The 17,589-nt window shown below is 71.6% G+C and carries 12 protein-coding genes and 4 tRNA genes; 2 read left to right on the plus strand and 14 right to left on the minus strand.

All coding sequences use genetic code 11. The annotated features are described in order from the left end of the window. Window positions 1-142: 142 nt before the first annotated feature. The 7 genes from IXW69_RS02865 to gltX all read right to left on the minus strand — a co-directional run bounded on the left by IXW69_RS02865 (window position 143) and on the right by gltX (window position 5,216). Window positions 143-1,078 (minus strand): PfkB family carbohydrate kinase, encoded by a 936-nt coding sequence (locus IXW69_RS02865; RefSeq protein ID WP_323745140.1) that lies wholly within the window; start codon window positions 1,076-1,078, stop codon window positions 143-145. Between the two features lie 11 nt (window positions 1,079-1,089). Beyond that, window positions 1,090-2,724 carry a ribonuclease J gene (locus IXW69_RS02870; RefSeq protein ID WP_194784955.1) on the minus strand — a complete coding sequence of 545 codons (1,635 nt, stop codon included), beginning with the start codon at window positions 2,722-2,724 and terminating at the stop codon, window positions 1,090-1,092. A 188-nt stretch (window positions 2,725-2,912) separates the two neighbouring features. Further along, window positions 2,913-2,988, minus strand: a tRNA-Glu gene (locus tag IXW69_RS02875). 63 nt (window positions 2,989-3,051) lie between these two features. Continuing rightward, a tRNA-Glu gene (locus IXW69_RS02880) sits at window positions 3,052-3,124 on the minus strand. Between the two features lie 36 nt (window positions 3,125-3,160). After that, window positions 3,161-3,233: transfer RNA gene (locus IXW69_RS02885), tRNA-Glu, on the minus strand. Window positions 3,234-3,318: 85 nt separating this feature from the next. Further along, window positions 3,319-3,390, minus strand: a tRNA-Gln gene (locus IXW69_RS02890). 251 nt (window positions 3,391-3,641) lie between these two features. Continuing rightward, window positions 3,642-5,216: a glutamate--tRNA ligase gene (gltX, locus tag IXW69_RS02895; RefSeq protein ID WP_194784881.1), complete on the minus strand. Its 1,575-nt coding sequence runs from the start codon at window positions 5,214-5,216 to the stop codon at window positions 3,642-3,644. A 70-nt stretch (window positions 5,217-5,286) separates the two neighbouring features. Here gltX and IXW69_RS02900 point away from each other — a divergent pair, with 70 nt between their 5' ends. Then, window positions 5,287-6,534: a MalY/PatB family protein gene (locus tag IXW69_RS02900; protein WP_194784882.1), complete on the plus strand. Its 1,248-nt coding sequence runs from the start codon at window positions 5,287-5,289 to the stop codon at window positions 6,532-6,534. Between the two features lie 6 nt (window positions 6,535-6,540). On the opposite strand, the gene IXW69_RS02905 is transcribed toward IXW69_RS02900, so the two are convergent. Beyond that, on the minus strand, window positions 6,541-7,263 hold the full coding sequence (locus IXW69_RS02905; protein ID WP_194784883.1) for an ArsR/SmtB family transcription factor: 723 nt from the start codon (window positions 7,261-7,263) through the stop codon (window positions 6,541-6,543). A 92-nt stretch (window positions 7,264-7,355) separates the two neighbouring features. Between IXW69_RS02905 and IXW69_RS02910 the strand changes: the two genes are divergently transcribed. Beyond that, window positions 7,356-8,606 (plus strand): MFS transporter, encoded by a 1,251-nt coding sequence (locus IXW69_RS02910; protein WP_194784884.1) that lies wholly within the window; start codon window positions 7,356-7,358, stop codon window positions 8,604-8,606. Window positions 8,607-8,788: 182 nt separating this feature from the next. Here the strand turns inward: IXW69_RS02910 and IXW69_RS02915 are convergent, their stop codons facing one another. The 6 genes from IXW69_RS02915 to IXW69_RS02940 form a co-directional block, all read right to left on the minus strand. Beyond that, window positions 8,789-9,613, minus strand: coding sequence for a fumarylacetoacetate hydrolase family protein (locus tag IXW69_RS02915; protein WP_194784885.1), 825 nt, complete (start codon window positions 9,611-9,613; stop codon window positions 8,789-8,791). Between the two features lie 161 nt (window positions 9,614-9,774). Beyond that, window positions 9,775-11,319 carry an alanine/glycine:cation symporter family protein gene (locus tag IXW69_RS02920; RefSeq protein ID WP_194784886.1) on the minus strand — a complete coding sequence of 515 codons (1,545 nt, stop codon included), beginning with the start codon at window positions 11,317-11,319 and terminating at the stop codon, window positions 9,775-9,777. Window positions 11,320-11,643: 324 nt separating this feature from the next. Next, window positions 11,644-13,098: an alanine/glycine:cation symporter family protein gene (locus IXW69_RS02925; protein ID WP_194784887.1), complete on the minus strand. Its 1,455-nt coding sequence runs from the start codon at window positions 13,096-13,098 to the stop codon at window positions 11,644-11,646. A gap of 3 nt (window positions 13,099-13,101) precedes the next feature. After that, on the minus strand, window positions 13,102-14,643 hold the full coding sequence (locus IXW69_RS02930; protein WP_194784888.1) for an alanine/glycine:cation symporter family protein: 1,542 nt from the start codon (window positions 14,641-14,643) through the stop codon (window positions 13,102-13,104). After that, window positions 14,640-16,148: an alanine/glycine:cation symporter family protein gene (locus tag IXW69_RS02935; protein WP_194784889.1), complete on the minus strand. Its 1,509-nt coding sequence runs from the start codon at window positions 16,146-16,148 to the stop codon at window positions 14,640-14,642. The genes IXW69_RS02930 and IXW69_RS02935 overlap by 4 nt, the downstream gene beginning before the upstream one ends. 152 nt (window positions 16,149-16,300) lie before the next feature. After that, window positions 16,301-17,464, minus strand: a complete 1,164-nt coding sequence (locus IXW69_RS02940; RefSeq protein ID WP_194784890.1) for a DUF4241 domain-containing protein — start codon at window positions 17,462-17,464, stop codon at window positions 16,301-16,303. Window positions 17,465-17,589: the final 125 nt, after the last annotated feature.

Here is a 17,589-nt window from a genome sequence, read left to right on the forward strand (position 1 = left end):
AGGGGTGCGGGCGGTGGTCCGGGAGCCGGGGAGGAGCTCCCCCTCGCCCCGACTGGCCCTCGGGGCGGGGAGGTGGCGCCCGCCTCCACCGCTCCCGCAACGCCTCGTGCGCGTCAGTTGCCGCCCACGAGGCGCTGCGCGCTCAGTCGCGGGAGCGCGAGTCCTGTGCGAGGAGGGCGTCGATCTCGTCGCGGCGCGGAGCGCGCGCCGGTCCGAGCCGGGAGACGGCCTCGGCGGCCGCGGCGTTGGCGCGGCGGGCCGCCGTCACGGGGTCGAGCCCCTCCATGAGGCCGGCGACGAGGACTCCCGTGTGGGTGTCCCCCGCCCCGGTCGTGTCGACGACGCCTCGGGCGTACCCGGGCACCTCGATCCGCTCCCCGGTCGCGAGCCAGAGCACGCAGCCGTGGACACCGGTGCGCCGCACGATGAGCGCGTCCGGGCAGGCGTCGCGCAGGGCACCGGGGCTCCCGAGCCGCGCGTGGAGCTGGGTGATCTCGAGGTGGTTCCCCGTGAGCAGGGTCGTGCGGCGCAGGACCGCCGCGAGAACCTCGTCCTCCACCTCAGTCTGCACAGGGCCGAGGTCGATGACGAGGCCCACACCGTCCGGGAGGGCCAGGAGCCAGTCCGGGATGATGGCGCGGCTCGCCGGGTGGACGAGGTCGTAGCCGGTGGCGTAGACCCAGTCCCCCGTCTGGAGGTCGAGTCGCTCGAGGTCCTCGAGCTGGGGCTCGGCCTCGACGCCCTGGGTGGTGATGAAGGTGCGCCGGCCCGAGGGCTCGATGAGGGTCGTGCAGGTGCCGATGTCGCCGACGAGCTCCTCCACGAGGACCTGGACGCCGTCGAGCGCCATCTGGTCGCGGACCTGCCGCGAGTTCGGGCCGGTGCCGAGGGTTGCCGCGAGGGCCGCGGCCTGCCCCTGACGGGCCACCGCCGAGACCACCGTGTAGCCGCCGCCGACGGTCGGACCGGAGGAGACGGCCGTGGCCGCGCCACCGGGCTGGGGCACGCGGTCCACGCGCAGCGGCAGGTCGATGAGGACGGAGCCCGTGGAGATGAAGCAGGCCGGGCGGCGAGTCACGGCGCGGCCCCTCAGGCCTCGATGACGACCGGCACGATCATCGGGCGCCGCTTGAGGCGGCGGCCGACGAAGCGACCGACGGTGCGGCGCATGACCTGCTGGAGCGAGTGGGCGTCCTGGTTGCCCTTGTCCAGGGCCTCCTGGAGCGCCTTGGTGACGTCGGGGAGGATCTCGCCCAGCACCTCGTCGTCCTCGGCGACGCCGCGCGCCTGGATGTCGGGGCCGGCGAGGATCGTGCCGGTCTTGGTCTCGACGACCGCGTAGATCGAGATGAAGCCCTCCTCGGCGAGGATGCGGCGGTCCTTGAGCTCGGTCTCGTCGATCTCGCCGACGGAGGAGCCGTCGACGTAGACGTACCCGCAGGGCACGGCGCCCGCGATGCGCGCACGGCCGTCGACGAGGTCGACGACGACGCCGTCCTCGGCGAGCACGACGTTCTTCGGGTTGACGCCCGTCTTGACGGCGAGCGCCCCGTTGGCGACGAGGTGGCGGATCTCGCCGTGGATGGGCATGACGTTCTCGGGCGCCACGATGTTGTAGACGTGGAGCAGCTCCTCGGAGGAGGCGTGGCCGGAGACGTGAACCTTGGCGTTGCCCTGGTGGACGACCCGGGCGCCGAGGCGCATGAGCTGGTTGATGACGCGGTAGACGCTGTTCTCGTTGCCCGGGATGAGGGACGAGGCGAAGATGACGGTGTCCCCGGGCTCCACCGTGACGGAGCGGTGCTCGCCGTGGGCCATGCGGGACAGGGCGGCCATGGGCTCGCCCTGGGAGCCGGTCACCATGAGGACGCGTCGGTCCTCGGGGACGGAGCTGACGTCCCGGGCGTCGATGAGGACGCCGTCGGGGACCTTGAGGTAGCCGCGCTCGGCGGCGATGCCCATGTTGCGCACCATGGAGCGGCCGACGAGGGCGACCTTGCGGCCGTGGAGGGCGGCGGCGTCGAGGACCTGCTGGACGCGGTGCACGTGGCTGGAGAAGGACGCGACGATGATCTGCTGGTCCGACTCGGCGAAGACGTTGTCGAGCACGGGGCCGATCTGGGCCTCGTGGCCGATCATGCCGGGCACCTCGGCGTTGGTTGAGTCGACGAGAAAGAGGTCCACGCCCTCGTCGGCGAAGCGGGCGAAGGAGCGCAGGTCGGTGATGCGGCCGTCGATCGGCAGGGAGTCGATCTTGAAGTCGCCCGTGATGAGCGCCTTGCCCGCCTCGGTGCGGATGAAGCACGCCATCGCGTCCGGGATGGAGTGGTTGACGGCAACGAACTCGAGGTCGAAGGGCCCGTAGGCGACGCGCTCGTGCTCGTGGACGACGCGCAGGTTCGGACGGATCCGGTGCTCCTTGAGCTTGGCCTCGACGAAGGCGAGGGTGAGCTCGGAGCCGACGACGGGGATGTCGTCGCGCAGGCGCAGGAGGTACGGCACGCCGCCGATGTGGTCCTCGTGGCCGTGGGTGAGGACGATGGCGACGACGTCGTCGATGCGGTCCTCGATGGAGCTGAAGTCGGGGAGGATGAGGTCGACGCCCGGCTGGTCCTCCTCGGGGAAGAGGACGCCGCAGTCGACGACGAGGAGCTTGCCGGCGACCTCGAAGACGGTCATGTTGCGCCCGACCTCGCCGAGACCACCCAGCGGGGTGATGCGCATCGCGCCGTCGGGGATCGGACCGGGGGCCTTGAGCGTGGGGAAGTTCGTCACGCGGGCAGTGTAGCCAGTGGGGCCGACGGCGGCCCCGCCGCTCCGCTTGGCGCGAGCGGGACGCCTCCGGGCCGTGGCCGCCCGGAGGCCGTGAACGCGCAGGAGCCCGACCGCTGACGCGATCGGGCTCCTGCTGGTGGTACCCCGTGCCGGATTTGAACCGGCGCTGCCGCCGTGAGAGGGCGGTGTCCTGGGCCGCTAGACGAACGGGGCTCGTATCCTCTGAGTGATCAGAGGCGGTATTCAGTTGATCCTGGACCGGACGAGCCGGAACCGTACCCCGTGCCGGATTTGAACCGGCGCTGCCGCCGTGAGAGGGCGGTGTCCTGGGCCGCTAGACGAACGGGGCCTTGAACCAGCATCCGCCTGACGACGGTGCTGCTCGTACCCCGTGCCGGATTTGAACCGGCGCTGCCGCCGTGAGAGGGCGGTGTCCTGGGCCGCTAGACGAACGGGGCTCCCAAGTGGATTCACTTGTGGTGAGGCAAAGAAATCATGCAGATCGAATTCGGGAGAATGTCGACCGAATTCCTTCGCTCTCCGCTGGGGTACCAGGACTCGAACCTAGAATGGATGAACCAGAATCACCTGTGTTGCCAATTACACCATACCCCAAATGAATGGTGCGTCCCCGGTCAGCAGTGCCGTCCGGAGCAGCGGGTAGTAACTTACACGCCCCCACCCGCCCTGCCAAATCCTGAGGCCGTGAGTGCGACCACAGCGCGCCGTCGGCCCCGTCGCCGGTCGGCTCGCCCTCCTCGGCGGGAGGTCTCCGGCCACAGCCAGCACCGCAGGACGGCGCCCGGAGCCGACGCCCCTGAGGGCATCGGCACCGGGCACCTTCCCGGCTCGCTCGGAGCCGACGCTCAGGCCAGGCGCGCGCGCAGGGAGCGCAGGCGGACCAGGGAGGACTCGGCGCCGAGGATCTCCATCGACTCGAAGAGCGGCGGGGAGACCTGGCGGCCGGTCACGGCCACGCGCAGCGGGCCGAAGGCGAGGCGAGGCTTGATGCCGAGCCCGTCGACGATGGCCTCACGGAGGAGCTCCTCGAGGCGCTCGTGCTGCCACTCCCCCTCGCCGAGGGCGGCGAGGGACTCGATGGCGGCGTCGAGGACCTGCGGGGCGGAGTCCTTGAGCTTGGCGACGGCCTTCTCGTCGAGGACGAGCTCGTCGTCGGAGACGAAGAGGAAGCCGAGCATGTCGCGCGACTCCCGCAGGAGCTGGACGCGGGTCTGGATGAGCGGGGCGGCGACGGTGAGCACCTCCTGCTCGCGCTGGGTGAGCTCGGCGAAGGTGTCGGCCGAGACGAGGGGCTGAGCGGTCCACTCCGGGTCGGCCGGGTCGGCGAAGGCGTCGGCGAGGTAGGGCACGAGGCGGTCGCGGAAGTCCTCGGCCGCGAGGAGGCGGACGTGCTCGGCGTTGATGGCCTCGCACTTCTTGGGGTCGAAGCGGGCCGGGTTCGGGTTGACGTCGTGGACGTCGAAGGCGGCGAGCATCTGGGCGGCGGAGAAGACGTCCTGATCCTTGGACAGGGACCAGCCGAGCAGCGCGAGGTAGTTGAGGAGGCCCTCCGGGATCATGCCGCGGTAGCGGTGGATGAGGAGGTTGGACTCGGGGTCGCGCTTGGAGAGCTTCTTGTTGCCCTCGCCCATGACGTACGGGAGGTGGCCGAACTGCGGCATGACCTCGGCGCGACCGACGGCCATGAGGGCGCGGTAGAGGACGACCTGGCGCGGGGTGGAGGACAGGAGGTCCTCACCGCGCAGGACGTGCGTGATGCCCATGGCGGCGTCGTCAACGGGGTTGACGAGCGGGTAGAGCGGGTCGCCGTTGGCGCGCACGACGACGTAGTCGGGGACGCTGCCGGCCTTGAAGGTGATGGGGCCGCGCACGAGGTCGTCGAAGGTGACGTCCTCGTCGGGCATGCGCAGGCGGAGGACGGGCTGACGGCCCTCGGCCCGGTAGGCGGCCTTCTGCTCGTCGGTGAGGTCGCGGTCGTAGCCGTCGTAGCCGAGCTTGGGGTCCTCGCCCTTGGCGCGGTGGCGCTCCTCGACCTCCTCCGGGGTGGAGAAGGACTCGTAGAGGTAGCCGGCGTCGAGGAGCTCGGCGGCGACCTGCTTGTACAGGTCCGTGCGCTGCGACTGGCGGTAGGGCTCGTGCGGGCCGCCCTTGCCGACGCCCTCGTCCCAGTCGAGGCCGAGCCAGCGCAGGGAGTCGAGGATGTCGTTGAAGGACTCCTCGGAGTCGCGGGTGGCGTCGGTGTCCTCGATGCGGAACACGAAGGTGCCGCCGGTGTGGCGCGCGTAGGCGTAGTTGAACAGGCAGGTGCGGACCATGCCGACGTGGGGGGTGCCGGTCGGCGAGGGGCAGAAGCGGACGCGGACGTCGGAGGAGCCGACGGCGGGCAGGGCCGACGCGGGGGTCGAGGCGTTCTCAGTCATGATGGGGCAAGCGTAGCGCCCGGTCCTTCGGGCGCCGCCGCGGCGTCGAGGGCCTCCGTAGAGTGTGCCCATGACCACCTGCGCGTACTCCCTCGCTCCCCTGCCCGACGACCTCCGGGCCGCCTACGACGCGCTCACGCCCGAGGCTCTCCGCGCTCGAGGCTCCCTCAAGTGGTCGCGGTACGGGGACGCGATCGGCGCCTGGGTGGCGGAGATGGATCTCGGGACCGCGCCCGCCGTGACGCAGGCGCTGCGCCGCGCCGTCAACGACGCCGCCTTCGGCTACATGCCGCCCGCCTTCGCGCAGGCGGCCCGGGAGGCCACCGCCGCCTACCAGGCCGACTCCTTCGGCTGGGAGGTCCCGCTCGAGGACGTCTCCCTCCTGCCGGACGTCCTGTCATCTCTGCGCGCCGTCGTCCAGCACGTCACGGAGCCCGGCAGCACGGTCATCGTGCCGACGCCCGCCTACATGCCCTTCCTCTCGATCCCCGGCGAGTACGGGCGCGAGCTCCTCGAGGTGCCCGCGGTGCGCGCGGAGGCCGACGCCGTCGCGGCGGGCGAGCCCGAGTGGTCCCTCGACCTCGACGCCATCGAGGCCGCCATGGCCGACGGGGCCGGTCTGCTCGTCCTGTGCAACCCGTGGAACCCGGTCGGCCGCGTCCTCACCACCGAGGAGCTCGACGCCGTCGCCGCGCTCTCCACCCGGTACGGGGTCCCGGTCTTCGCCGATGAGATCCACTCCTGCCTCGTCCTCGAGGAGGGACTCACGCACGTCCCCTACGCCTCGCGCCCCGGCGCGGACCCGGCCCTCACCTGGACGGCGACCGCTGCCTCGAAGGGCTGGAACCTGCCCGGCCTGCGCTGCGCCCAGCTCATCGCGTCCGGCCCGGCCCGCGAGGCCTGGGAGGCGCAGCCCCTGTGCCAGCACCTCGCCTTCGAGGCCGCCGGCATCGGCGCGCTGGCCACCGCCGCGGCGCTCAGCCCGGAGGGGCGCGCCTGGAACGAGGGCGTGCGCGCCTACCTGCGCGGCAACCGCGACCTCGTCGCCGAGCGCCTCGACGGCGTCGAGGGCGTGCGCTTCACGGCGCCGAGGGGCACCTACCTGTCGTGGCTGGACTGCTCAGGCCGCGCCTTCCCCGAGGGTGTCTCGCCCATGAAGCACCTCCTGCGCGAGGCCGGCGTCGCGACCAACGCGGGCGCGACCTTCGGAGTCGGCTACGGGGACTTCGTGCGCCTCAACCTGGCGACCGGCCGGACTGTCGAGAACGAGACCGTCGCGCGGATCGCGACGGCGCTCGAGGCGCTGCCGCTGCGCTGAGCGTTCTCAGTCGGCAGGCTGAACACCCTCGTCCTCACTGGAGGCCGCGGCCTCGTCGTCCGCGCGACGGCGCTCGGCCGAGAAGAAGCCGGTGCGGGAGCTCGAGCGAACGTCACCGTTCGAGGCGAAGAGCATCGTCATGACCTGGTAGTACTCGTGACCCTCCGGAGCCGGCTCACGGACGTCGTGGGCCTCCAGCGCCGCCAGCAGGACGTCGAGAGCCTCGTCGAGGAGGTCCGCCACGTGTGCCGCCTCGGCGGGACTGAGCCAGGCACCGACGTCGGAGATGCCGAAGGGGCGCTCCTGCGCGAGGGACTCGTCCTCGACCTCAAGGGCGCGGCCGACGTTGTCCGCAGCGCGCTGGGAGAACCAGCCCGACAGGGCCGCTCGCTCCTCAGGGCCGCCGGCGCTCTCGGAGCGGTACGAGAGGCCCTCAGCCTCGGCGAGCGCCCACCACTTCTCGCGCCGCGCCGCACCCTCGGGCCGCTCCGCGGGCACGACGAGGCCGTGCTGCGCCAGCTGGGCGAGGTGGTAGGAGACGGAGTTGGTGGGCTCCTCGAGCGCGGCGGCGAGGCTCTTGACGTTGGCCCGCCCCGCGGAACCGAGCTGAGTGAGGATGCGCAGGCGCAGCGGGTGGCTGAGGGCCTTGAGGGCCGCGGCGTCGACGCTGCGCGTCCCGGTCTCCGCGTCGACCGGGCGGCCGACCCTGCTCGTCTCGCGTGAGGGCATGCGGCGAGGCTAGCGTCCGCGGGCGCCACAGACCAGGACACCTCGTCCAAGAATCCTTGACCAAGATTCATTGGCTAAGTAGTCTCGCGGTCATGAGCAACCCACCCCTGCGCGCCAACCGGGACTACTGGTTGCTGCTCACCGGCTCGACCCTCGACCTCCTCGGCTCGGCGATGACCTCCCTGGCCATCACCCTCCTCGCCGTTCAGATCACCGGCTCGGCCGGCCGTGCAGGGATCATCACCGCTATGTACGGCGTCGGCCAGTGGGTCGCCATGCTGCCCGCGGGCGCCCTCGTCGACCGCTGGGACCGCCAGCGGACCATGGTCGCCACGACGGCCGTCGGCGCCGTCGCCATGGGCACCGTCCCGCTCGCTGAGCAGCTCGGCCGCGTCACGATGCCGCACCTCATGGCGGTCGCGGCGGCGGTCGGCGTCCTCGGATGCTTCTACTCGCCCGCCGAGCGCGCCGCTCTCAAGCGCGTCGTGCCCGCGTCACAGACCGGGACCGCCCTGTCCATCAACCAGGCACGGGGATCCGCCGCGAACCTCGTCGGCAGTCCCCTCGCCGGGCTCCTGTTCACGATCCACCACACGCTGCCGATGCTCATCGACGCGCTCACCTACGTCGTCGCCGCCGTCTGCGCCGGGCTCGTGCGCACGCCGCTGCCCGCTCCAGCCGGCGAGAGACGGCCCCTCAGGGCACTCGGCTCCGAGGTCGTCTCCGGCCTGCGCTGGCTGTGGCGCGCCCGCGGGGTCCGCGACGTCGCCATCGGCGGGATGATCCTCAACGTCGGGATCAACGGCGCCATGACCGTCGGGATCCTCGCGCTCCAGCTCGGCGGCACGAGCCCGACGGCGCTCGGGCTCATGGAGTCCGTCATCGGCGCCACCGGCATCGTGGCGGCCCTCGCCGCGCCCGCGGTCCTGCAGCGGGCGCGGATCGGGACGATCACCCGAGCCGGCTTCGCGGCCGTGGGCCTCGTCGGCTGCCTGCTCGCCGTGAGGATCTCGATCTGGTGGATCGGCGCGATGATGTGCCTGGCGGTTCTCTGCGTCGCTCCGGTCAATGCCGGGATGGGCGCCTACACGATGCGGATCACGCCCGACGAGATGCAGGGGCGCTCCGGCTCGGCCTCCGCCTTCGTCTCCCTCGCGATGATACCGCTGGGTACCGCGGGCGCCGGGCTGCTCCTCGAGCACCTCGGTGCCCGTCCCGCGATGGCCGCCTTCGCCGTCATCCTGGTCCTGGGCGCCGTGTGGACGGTGCTCAGCCGTCCCATCGCCTCGATCCCGCTGGCCGGTGACCTGGGTGAGGTGCCCGAGGTCCCCGCGGACGTCTGAGTCGGCCTGGTCGGGCCGCCCACGACGCGCCACGTGGTCACATCTCGTGACTTCTGCGCGCTGCGAGAGCGAGCAACCGCGTCATTTCGCCGATCCACGTGCCCGGGGAACGAGGCGGGTGCCAGAAGTGACGAGAACTGACCACGCACAGCGGGCCCGCTGTGGTGCTCGAGTGGCTGCGCTCAGCGGCGCACGACGGGGTTGCCGAAGGAGCCGATGCCCTCGACCTCGACCTCGACGCGTTGGCCGGCCTTGATCTCGCCGACGCCGGCCGGGGTGCCGGTGAGGATGACGTCGCCGGGCAGGAGCGTGAAGATCCGGGAGACGTAGGCGATGATCTCGGGGACGCCGCGGATCATGTCCGCCGTCGTGCCCTCCTGGACGATGACACCGTCCAGGTGGGTGCGCACGACCGCGTCGGAGTGGTCGAAGGAGCCCTCCTTGCCAGGCTCGGGGACCTCGATCCACGGGCCGATCGGGCAGGAGGTGTCGAAGGCCTTGGCTCGGACCCAGCCGACGTCGCTGCGCTGGGCGTCGCGGGCGGAGACGTCGTTGGCGACCGTGTAGCCGAAGATGACGGACTTGGCCTCCTCGGTCGGCACGTCCTTGGCGAGGGTCTTGATGACCACGGCGAGCTCGCCCTCGTAGTGGACCTCCTGCGTCCACTCGGGCAGGACGATCGGGGCGTCCGGGCCGATGACGGCCGTGTTGGGCTTGAGGAAGATGATCGGCTCCGCCGGCGGCTCCCCGCCCATCTCGCGGGCGTGGGCGCCGTAGTTCTTGCCGACGCCGATGACCTTGGAGCGCGGGATGACCGGCGAGAGGAGGCGGGCGTCGGCCAGGTCGACGACCTCTCCGGTGGCCTCGGGGACGGAGTACAGGGGGTCGCCCTTGAGGACCAGGATGTGGCCAGAGGACTCGCCGGACGGGGCGGCCTCGCCCTCCGGAAGACCCTCGACGATGCCGTAACGGGGCTCGTCCCCCGTGGAGAAGCGTGCGATCTTCATGCCCTGAGCCTAGCCACTCGCTCAGGGCGTCGCGGCGCCGTCTGCGCCGGGAACGCTCCAGCTCGACGACGGCGCGGGCCGGGACCGTCTCCGGCCCCGGCCCGCGCCCGTGGTGCCGTCGTGCTCCCCCTGGGGAGGCAGGGGCGCCCTGTCCTGAGTGCTCAGCCCTGCTCGACGGTGACGCCGCCGTTCGTGGCGGAGGCGGAACCGTCCCAGACGTCGCCGGGGACGTCGCCGGGCAGGTTCGGGTTGCCGGTGCCGACGAAGCGGATGACGTCGATCCCACCGCGCTTCTGCGCCTCGCGCTGCTGCTCCCAGTCGCGCAGGGCGCCGAAGGCCCACTTGCCGAGCAGCGTGATGGAGACGATGTTGATCGTCGCCATGCAGCCCATCGCGACGTCGGAGAGGTTCCAGACGAAGGTCAGCGAGGCGACCGAGCCGATGAAGATGGCGACGAGGATCATCGTGCGCAGCAGGTAGTGCTTCGACTGGCCCTTGCGGATGAAGTCCATGTTGACCTCGGCGTACGTGAAGTTGCCGAGCAGCGAGGAGTAGGCGAAGACGAAGAGGATGAAGGCCATGAGGTACTGCGACCACGAGCCGAGCTGCGAGGTGACGGAGGCGGTCGTGAGGACGCCGGCGGTGTCCGCGTCCGCGCCGGCCGGGGTGTAGACGCCCGAGAGCAGGACGATGAGCGCGGTCGCGGTGCACACGACGATGGTGTCGACGAAGACGCCCATGGACTGGATGAAGCCCTGGTTGACCGGGTGCGAGGTGGTCGCGGTGGCGGCGGCGTTCGGGACGGATCCCTCACCGGCCTCGTTGGAGAACAGACCTCGCTTGATGCCGTTGATGGCGGCGGCGTAGAGGCCGCCGGACAGGCCGGCGAAGGCCTGGTTGAGACCGAAGGCGCCCTCGATGATCTCCTTGATGGCCGTCGGGATGGCGCCGAGGTTCATGACGAGGATGACGATCGCGATGAGCGCGTAGAGCAGGGCCATGAGGGGGGCCATCCACTCGGCGACGCCGGCGACGCGCTTGATGCCCTTGAAGATGATGGGCGCGGTGATGACGACGAGGACGATCGCGGTCACCCACGGCTCGACGCCGAAGGTGTCGTGGGCGGTGGCGGCGATGGTGTTGGCCTGGGTGGCCTCGTAGGCGAAGCCGAAGACGAAGGTAATGACGAGGGCGAAGACGGAGCCCCAGGTCCGCGAGCCGAGGCCGCGGGTGATGTAGTAGGCGGGGCCTCCGCGGAAGGTGCCGTCGTGGTGGCGGACCTTGAAGATCTGGGCGAGCGTGGACTCGATGAAGCCGGTGGCCATGCCGACCAGGGCCACGACCCACATCCAGAACACGGCGCCGGGCCCGCCCATGGTGATGGCGATGGCGACGCCGACGATGTTGCCGGTGCCGACGCGGGAGGCGAGGCCGATGGCGAAGGCCTGGAAGGAGGAGATGCCGCCCTCGTGGTCGTCGGCGCTGGAGCGCGAGCCGGTGATCTCCTTGACCATGTCGCCGAAGTGCCGGAACTGGACGCCGCGCGAGCGGATGGTGAAGTAGAGGCCGGCGGCGATGAGCACCCAGGCGAGGAACTGGCCGTAGAGGTGGTCCGAGACGTTGGCGAGCGAGTCCGCCGCCGAGTCGAGGACCGAGCTCGGGGCCGCGGCCGCGGCGAGCGCGGACGCGCTGAGAGGAGTGGGCATGTCGACCTCCAGGCCGTGGCGGTGGCGAGGGCGTGCGCCGTCGTCGAGCCGCCGGATCGGGACGCGGTCGACCGGGGTGCGAGCGGGGTCTGCTCGGGCAAGGGCCGCGCCGTGGTAACGCTGCACAGTAAGGAGCGAACATGCCGGAGAGGTACTGCCTATGTTTCCGACGTGTGACACGGGTGGCGATGCTGGTCACAGTCCGACGACCCTCCGCTGGGGGCGCGCACCGGCCCTCCTCTGCTGGCGGCGTGGACCGGCGCGTCGCACCCGGTGGCCGGCCGGTCCCGTGAGCGCAGGGCTCCCCATGACCTTCCGCCGCGGTCAGCGCGAGGCGGCGTCCCCCGCCCACACGTCCCCGTCGAGCTCACGGGGCAGGAAGCGGTTGCCGGTGGCGACGAAGCGCGGCGCCTCGACGCCAGCGGCACGCTGGGCCTCCCAGTCCCGCAGCGCCCCCGCCACCCACCGCGACAGGGCGACGATGGCGATGAGGTTGAGGATCGCGCCGGTGCCGAGGAGCACGTCGGCCAGGGTCCACACCGTCGTGAGGGCGGCCCCGCCACCGACGAAGGCGCAGACGACGGCGGCCGCGCGCAGCGCCGTCGGCGCCCACGAGCACCTCGTGAGGTAGTCGAGGCAGACCTCGGCGTAGGAGAAGGCGCCGAGGATCGTCGAGTAGGCCAGCACGAGGATGAGGATCGTCATGGGCCAGCTCGTCCAGCTCCCGAGCAGGTGCGCGATGGCCTGCTGCGTGAGGGTGCCGGAGACGTCGGCGCCCGTGACGCCCGGCGTGTAGACACTGCCGTCGTCAGCGCCGGCGATGAGGATGGACAGCGCCGTCGCGGTGCACACGAGCATGGTGTCGACGAAGACCCCGAAGGCCTGGATGAAGCCCTGCTGCGCCGGGTGGGCGACGGTCGCCGAGCCGGAGGCGCAGGCAGCGCCGCCGAGGCCGGCCTCGTTCGAGAAGAGCCCGCGACGCACGCCGTTGAGGACGGCGGCCGCGACTCCCCCGGCTGCGCCCGCCAGCCCCGCCCGCAGGCCGAAGGCACCGGCGACGATCTGGCCGAGCGCGGTGCCCGCCTGGGCCGGGTGAGTGACGATGATGAGGAGGACGAGGGCGAGGTAGGCGATCGCCATGATCGGAGCCATCCACTCGGTGACGCTCGCGATGGAGCGCAGTCCGCCGAGGAGCACCGGAGCGACGATCGCGGCGACGATCGCGGCGCCCCACCACGGGCTGAGCCCGGCGGAGGAGGCCAGGGCCGCGGTCATGGCGTTGGCCTGGACCATGGGCATCGCCAGCCCGTTGGCTACCATGAACACGACGGCGAAGACGCCGCCGACGGCCGGCCAGTGCAGGCCGCGCGCGAGGTAGTAGGCGGGACCGCCGCGGAAGGTGCCGTCACCGCGGCGCACCTTGAAGACCTGTCCCAGGGTGGCCTCGCAGAAGGCGGTCGCCATGCCGACCAGCGCGACGACCCACATCCAGAACACGGCGCCCGGCCCACCCAGGACGAGGGCGAGCGCGACGCCAACGACGTTGCCGGTTCCGACACGGCAGGCCAGGCCGACGGCGAAGGCCTGGAAGGAGGAGATCCCACCCTCCGCCCCCGAGCGCGAGCCGGCGACGGCGCGCAGGACGGAGCGGACGTGGCGCAGCTGGACGGCGCGGGTGCGCCAGGTGACGAAGGCGCCGACCCCGAGGAGCAGCCAGACGAGGATCGTGCCGAACAACCAGTTCGACAGGGTAGACAGGACGTTGTCGACGACTCCCACGGCTCAGGCCTGCGTGCTCGTGGTCGGTGCTGCCTGGCGGGCGCCACCCTGCGGACGGGCCTCCCAGACGCCGTCGGCGGTGTCGCCGGGCAAGAGCGGGTTGCCGTGTCCGACGAAGACCGGGTCGGCGACGCCGGCGGCGCGCTGCGCCTCGAAGTCGCGCAGGGCCCCGAGCGCCCAGGGGGCGAGCCGGACGATGGCGACGAGGTTGATGATGCCGAGCACGCCGAGGGCTATGTCGGTGAGCGCCCACACGATCGGGAGGGTGAGGACGGTGCCGGCGAAGGAGGCGGCCGTGAGCACGATCCCGAGGAGCTGCTCGGCGCGTCGCTCCCCGCCGAGAAAGTTCACGTTGACCTGCGTGTAGGAGTAGCAGCCCAGGACGGTGGAGAAGACGAGGACGAAGATGAGGACGGCCATCGGCCAGGTCGCCCAGGTCCCGAGGTGCTCGACGACGGCCTGCTGGGTGAGGACGGCGCCGGCGAGGTCCTCCCGCCCCGGCTGGTAGGTGTCCGTGGCGAGCAGGATGAGCAGGCCGGTGGCCGTGCACACGAGGAGCGTGTCGACGAAGACGCCGAAGGACTGGATGAGTCCCTGCTTGACGGGGTGCGAGGTGGTCGCGGTGCCGGCGGCGTTCGGGGCGGTGCCCAGACCCGCCTCGTTGGAGAACAGGCCGCGACGCACGCCGTTGAGGACGGCCGCGAAGACGCCCCCGGCGACGCCGTAGAGGGCCTGGTCGGTGCCGAAGGCTCCGCGGAGGATCTCGCCGAGGACGTCCGGGAGCTGCCCGAGGTTCATGAGGATGACGACGAGCGTCATGAGGATGTAGACGAGGGCCATGAGCGGCGCGAGCCACTCGGTGACGCGCGCGACGGAGCTGAGGCCACCGAGCACGATCGGCAGGGTCAGCACGACGAGGACGACGCCGACCATCCACGGCTGGACGCTCGGGACGGTCGCGTTGATGACGCCGGCCAGCGAGTTCGTCTGGACCATGACGACAGTGACGCCGACGGCGACGACGCACAGGACGGCGAAGACGCCCGCCCAGAAGCGAGAGCCCAGGCCGTGGCGGATGTAGTAGGCGGGGCCGCCGTGGAAGGTGAGGCCGCGGCCCCGCACCTTGAAGACCTGGGCGAGGGTCGACTCGACGAAGGCGGTCGCCATCCCGAGGATCGCGACGACCCACATCCAGAACAGTGCCCCGGGGCCGCCGGCGACGACGGCGAGGGCGACACCGGCGACGTTGCCGATGCCGACGCGGGCGGCAAGCCCGACGGCGAAGGCCTGGAAGGAGGAGATCCCGCCCTCGGCGCCGGAGCGGGACGAGGTGATGGTGCGAAGCATCGTGCCGAAGTGGCGGAGCTGGAGGCCGCGGGTGCGGACGGTGAAGTAGAGGCCGCAGGCGATGAGGAGGACCGCGAGGACGTAGGTGTAGAAGCGGTCGTCGAGGGTGTTGAGGGCGGCCTCGACGTCGGCGGTGCTGAGCGCCGGGGCGAGGGCGGGCGCGTGGAGGGCCGGGGTGACCCGGACAGGCGCGCTCATCGCTCGGCTCCCGTCACGGCGGCGGGCTGGGTGGTCTCGGGGGTGCCGGACCAGACGTCGCCGGGGACGTCGGCCGGCAGGAAGCGGTTCCCGCTGCCGTGGAAGACGGGTTCCGCGACGCCGGCGGCGCGCTGGGCCTCGTAGTCCTTGAGGGCCCCGATGCCCCACCGGGACAGGGCGATGAGGGCGACGAGGTTCGTGAGCGTCATGATCGCCATCGCGATGTCGACGGCGTTCCAGACGACGTCGAGGGAGAGGACCGCGCCCGCGGTGGCGGACAGGGCGCACAGCCAGCGCACGAACCAGCTCGCCCACCTCTTGCCGCCGGTCAGGAAGGACATGTTGACGTCGGAGTAGACGTAGGCCGCGATGATCGAGGAGTAGGCGAGGACGAAGATGAGGACGGCCATGGGGGCGACGGTCCAGCCGCCGAGCTCGTGGGAGATGGCGAGCGTCGTGAGGTTGGCGGGGTTGGCGCCGTCGGAGGCCCAGGTCTCGGGTCCGGCGATGAGGATGACGAAGGCGGTCGCCGTGCACACGACGATGGTGTCGATGAAGACGCCGAGGGACTGGATGAAGCCCTGCTGGACGGGGTGGGTCACGGTGGCGGTGGCCGCGGCGTTCGGGGCGGTGCCCTGGCCGGCCTCGTTGGAGAAGAGACCGCGCTTGGTGCCGTTGACGACGGCCGCCATGATCCCTCCGCCGAGGCCGCCCAGGATCGGCTGCGGCGCGAAGGCCCCACGCAGAATCTGGCCGATGACGTCGAAGAAGGAGCCGAGGTTGGTGAGGCAGATGAAGAAGACGAGGACGACGTAGACGAGCGCCATGATCGGCGCCATCCACTCGGTCACGCGCGCCACGGAGCGGATGCCGCCGAAGACGACGACGGCGGTGAGCACGAAGGTGAGGGCCGCGAGGACGAGCTGGGTGGCGGTGATCCCGCCGAAGCCGGGCAGCGCGGACTCGCCGGAGCCGAAGGCCTCGACGAGAGTGCCGGCGAAGGCGTTGGACTGCACCGAGGTGATGACGAGGCCGCAGGTGAGGACCGTGATGACGGCGAAGGTGCCGCCCAGGGCCTTGGAGCGCATGCCGCCGGCCATGTAGAAGGCGGGGCCGCCGCGGAAGGTGCCGTCGGCGGCGCGCGCCTTGAAGACCTGCGCGAGGGTGGCCTCGAAGAAGGCGGTGGCCATGCCGACGAGGGCGACGACCCACATCCAGAAGATGGCTCCGGGGCCGCCCATGAGGAGGGCCGCGGCGACGCCGAAGACGTTGCCGACGCCGACGCGCGCGGCGAGCGAGATGGCGAAGGCCTGGAAGGAGGAGATGCCGTCCTCGGCGCCGGAGCGCGAGCCGACGACCTGCCTGAACATGTCGGGCAGGTGGCGGACCTGGACCGCTCGGGTGATGACCGTGAGGAACAGACCGGTCGCGATGAGGACCCACATGGTGATGTGGGCCGTGATCCAGTCGGCGACCGTGAGGAGGTTGGCTGCGAGGGCGTCCATGGGAAGGGACCTTCGTGCTCGGCGGGTGGGGGAACGCCGGGCATCGTCTCACGGAGGCGGCGTTGTGCGTCCTACCGCCCGATCCCTGGCCTGGGTCCTTCGTCCGGACACACTGGCCCGCACGGGGCTATGGCCGGCGCCGCGCCACGGCGTCACTGCTCCGGCGCGGGTGCAGGTGCACAGATGAGACCGAAGTCGATGACCAGGTGCAGCGGTGCGCCGTCCTCGGCGAGCCCCCAGTACACGCCGTAGCCGCCATCGCCCCAGCCGCTTCGGGAGAAGGCCCCGACGGGGGCGCTGCCGGTCCCTGGATCGGCGAGGAGCCCCGCGTCGCTGTCGAGGAGGGTGTCCTCGATGCGCTGCCACGTGCGGTGGTCGAGGGTGAGCAGGCGCTCCGCGTCCGCGAGCGCAGCCGTTCCCGCCTCGACGCCGACGACGTGGGTCCCCTTGTCCCCCATCGCTTCGTGCCAGCTCACCGGGACGGGTGCCGAGGTGGGGTCGGCCGCGGCCGGGCCGAGGAGGAGTCGCAGGGCGGCGATGCGGTCGTCGTCGTCCTCATCGACCTCGAGCGCCTGGGCGCGGGCCGTCCCGGGTGGGACGGGAAGTGCGGTGATGACGGTCTCGTGCGGCCAGCCGGGGTCGAGGAAGGCGAGGTGCTCGCCGTGCTCGAAGGTGCCGAGCTCGAGGACGCGCGTCGCGCGCACGGGAGCCTCGGCCTGTTTCCGGGCGACGAAGGCGGCCCACGCCACGGGGTCGGAGTCGTCGACGTCGTCGTCGGACTCGAGCGTCTCCTCCCAGACGGCCTCGCGGGCCCACCCGTCCTGGAAGATCGCGTCGAGGTTGGGGTTCTCGTCCTCCTCGGGGTCGGCGAGCGGAGCGAACTCGCTGAGGGAGGCAAGACGGTCCTCGAGCTGCTGCGGCTCGGTGAGGAGGGAGTCGGGGTCGTCGAGGTACTCCCGGATCGCTCCGAGCCGCCAGTCGCCGTCGACGAGGCTGAGGGCGGCCTCGATGTAGGCGGTGAGACCGGCCGACCGGGTCATCCGTGCAACCGCCGCCGAACCGTACTCGAGGACGGACGTGATCGTGATCGAGCTCAGCGCGAAGAGGGGCGGCGTGGCGAACCCGTTCGCGTCCGTCCGCGCCCCGCCGCAGCGGTTCGCCGCGTCGACCTGCGCGAGCGCCTCTCGCCACGCGGTGAAGGCGTCGCGATCCTTGACACGACGGCTGGAGAAGAGCGGCGCGACCTGGTCGTGGGCTCGCTCGAAGTCCTGGAGGTAGATGTTGAGGCGATCGGTCGGAGTGGCTGCGACGGGCATGGGGCCTCCTGTTCAGCGGTGGACCAGATGATCGTGGCACGGCCCTCGGACGCGAGCCGTACCCGAGGGAGGGGACTCCTCCCCTGTGCTGGTGCGTGGCCGCAGGGCTCCCCCGTTCCGTGTGC

The sequence above is a fragment of the Actinomyces haliotis genome, from assembly GCF_015355765.1.
In the GTDB taxonomy this organism is placed as follows: Bacteria; Actinomycetota; Actinomycetes; order Actinomycetales; family Actinomycetaceae; genus Actinomyces; species Actinomyces haliotis.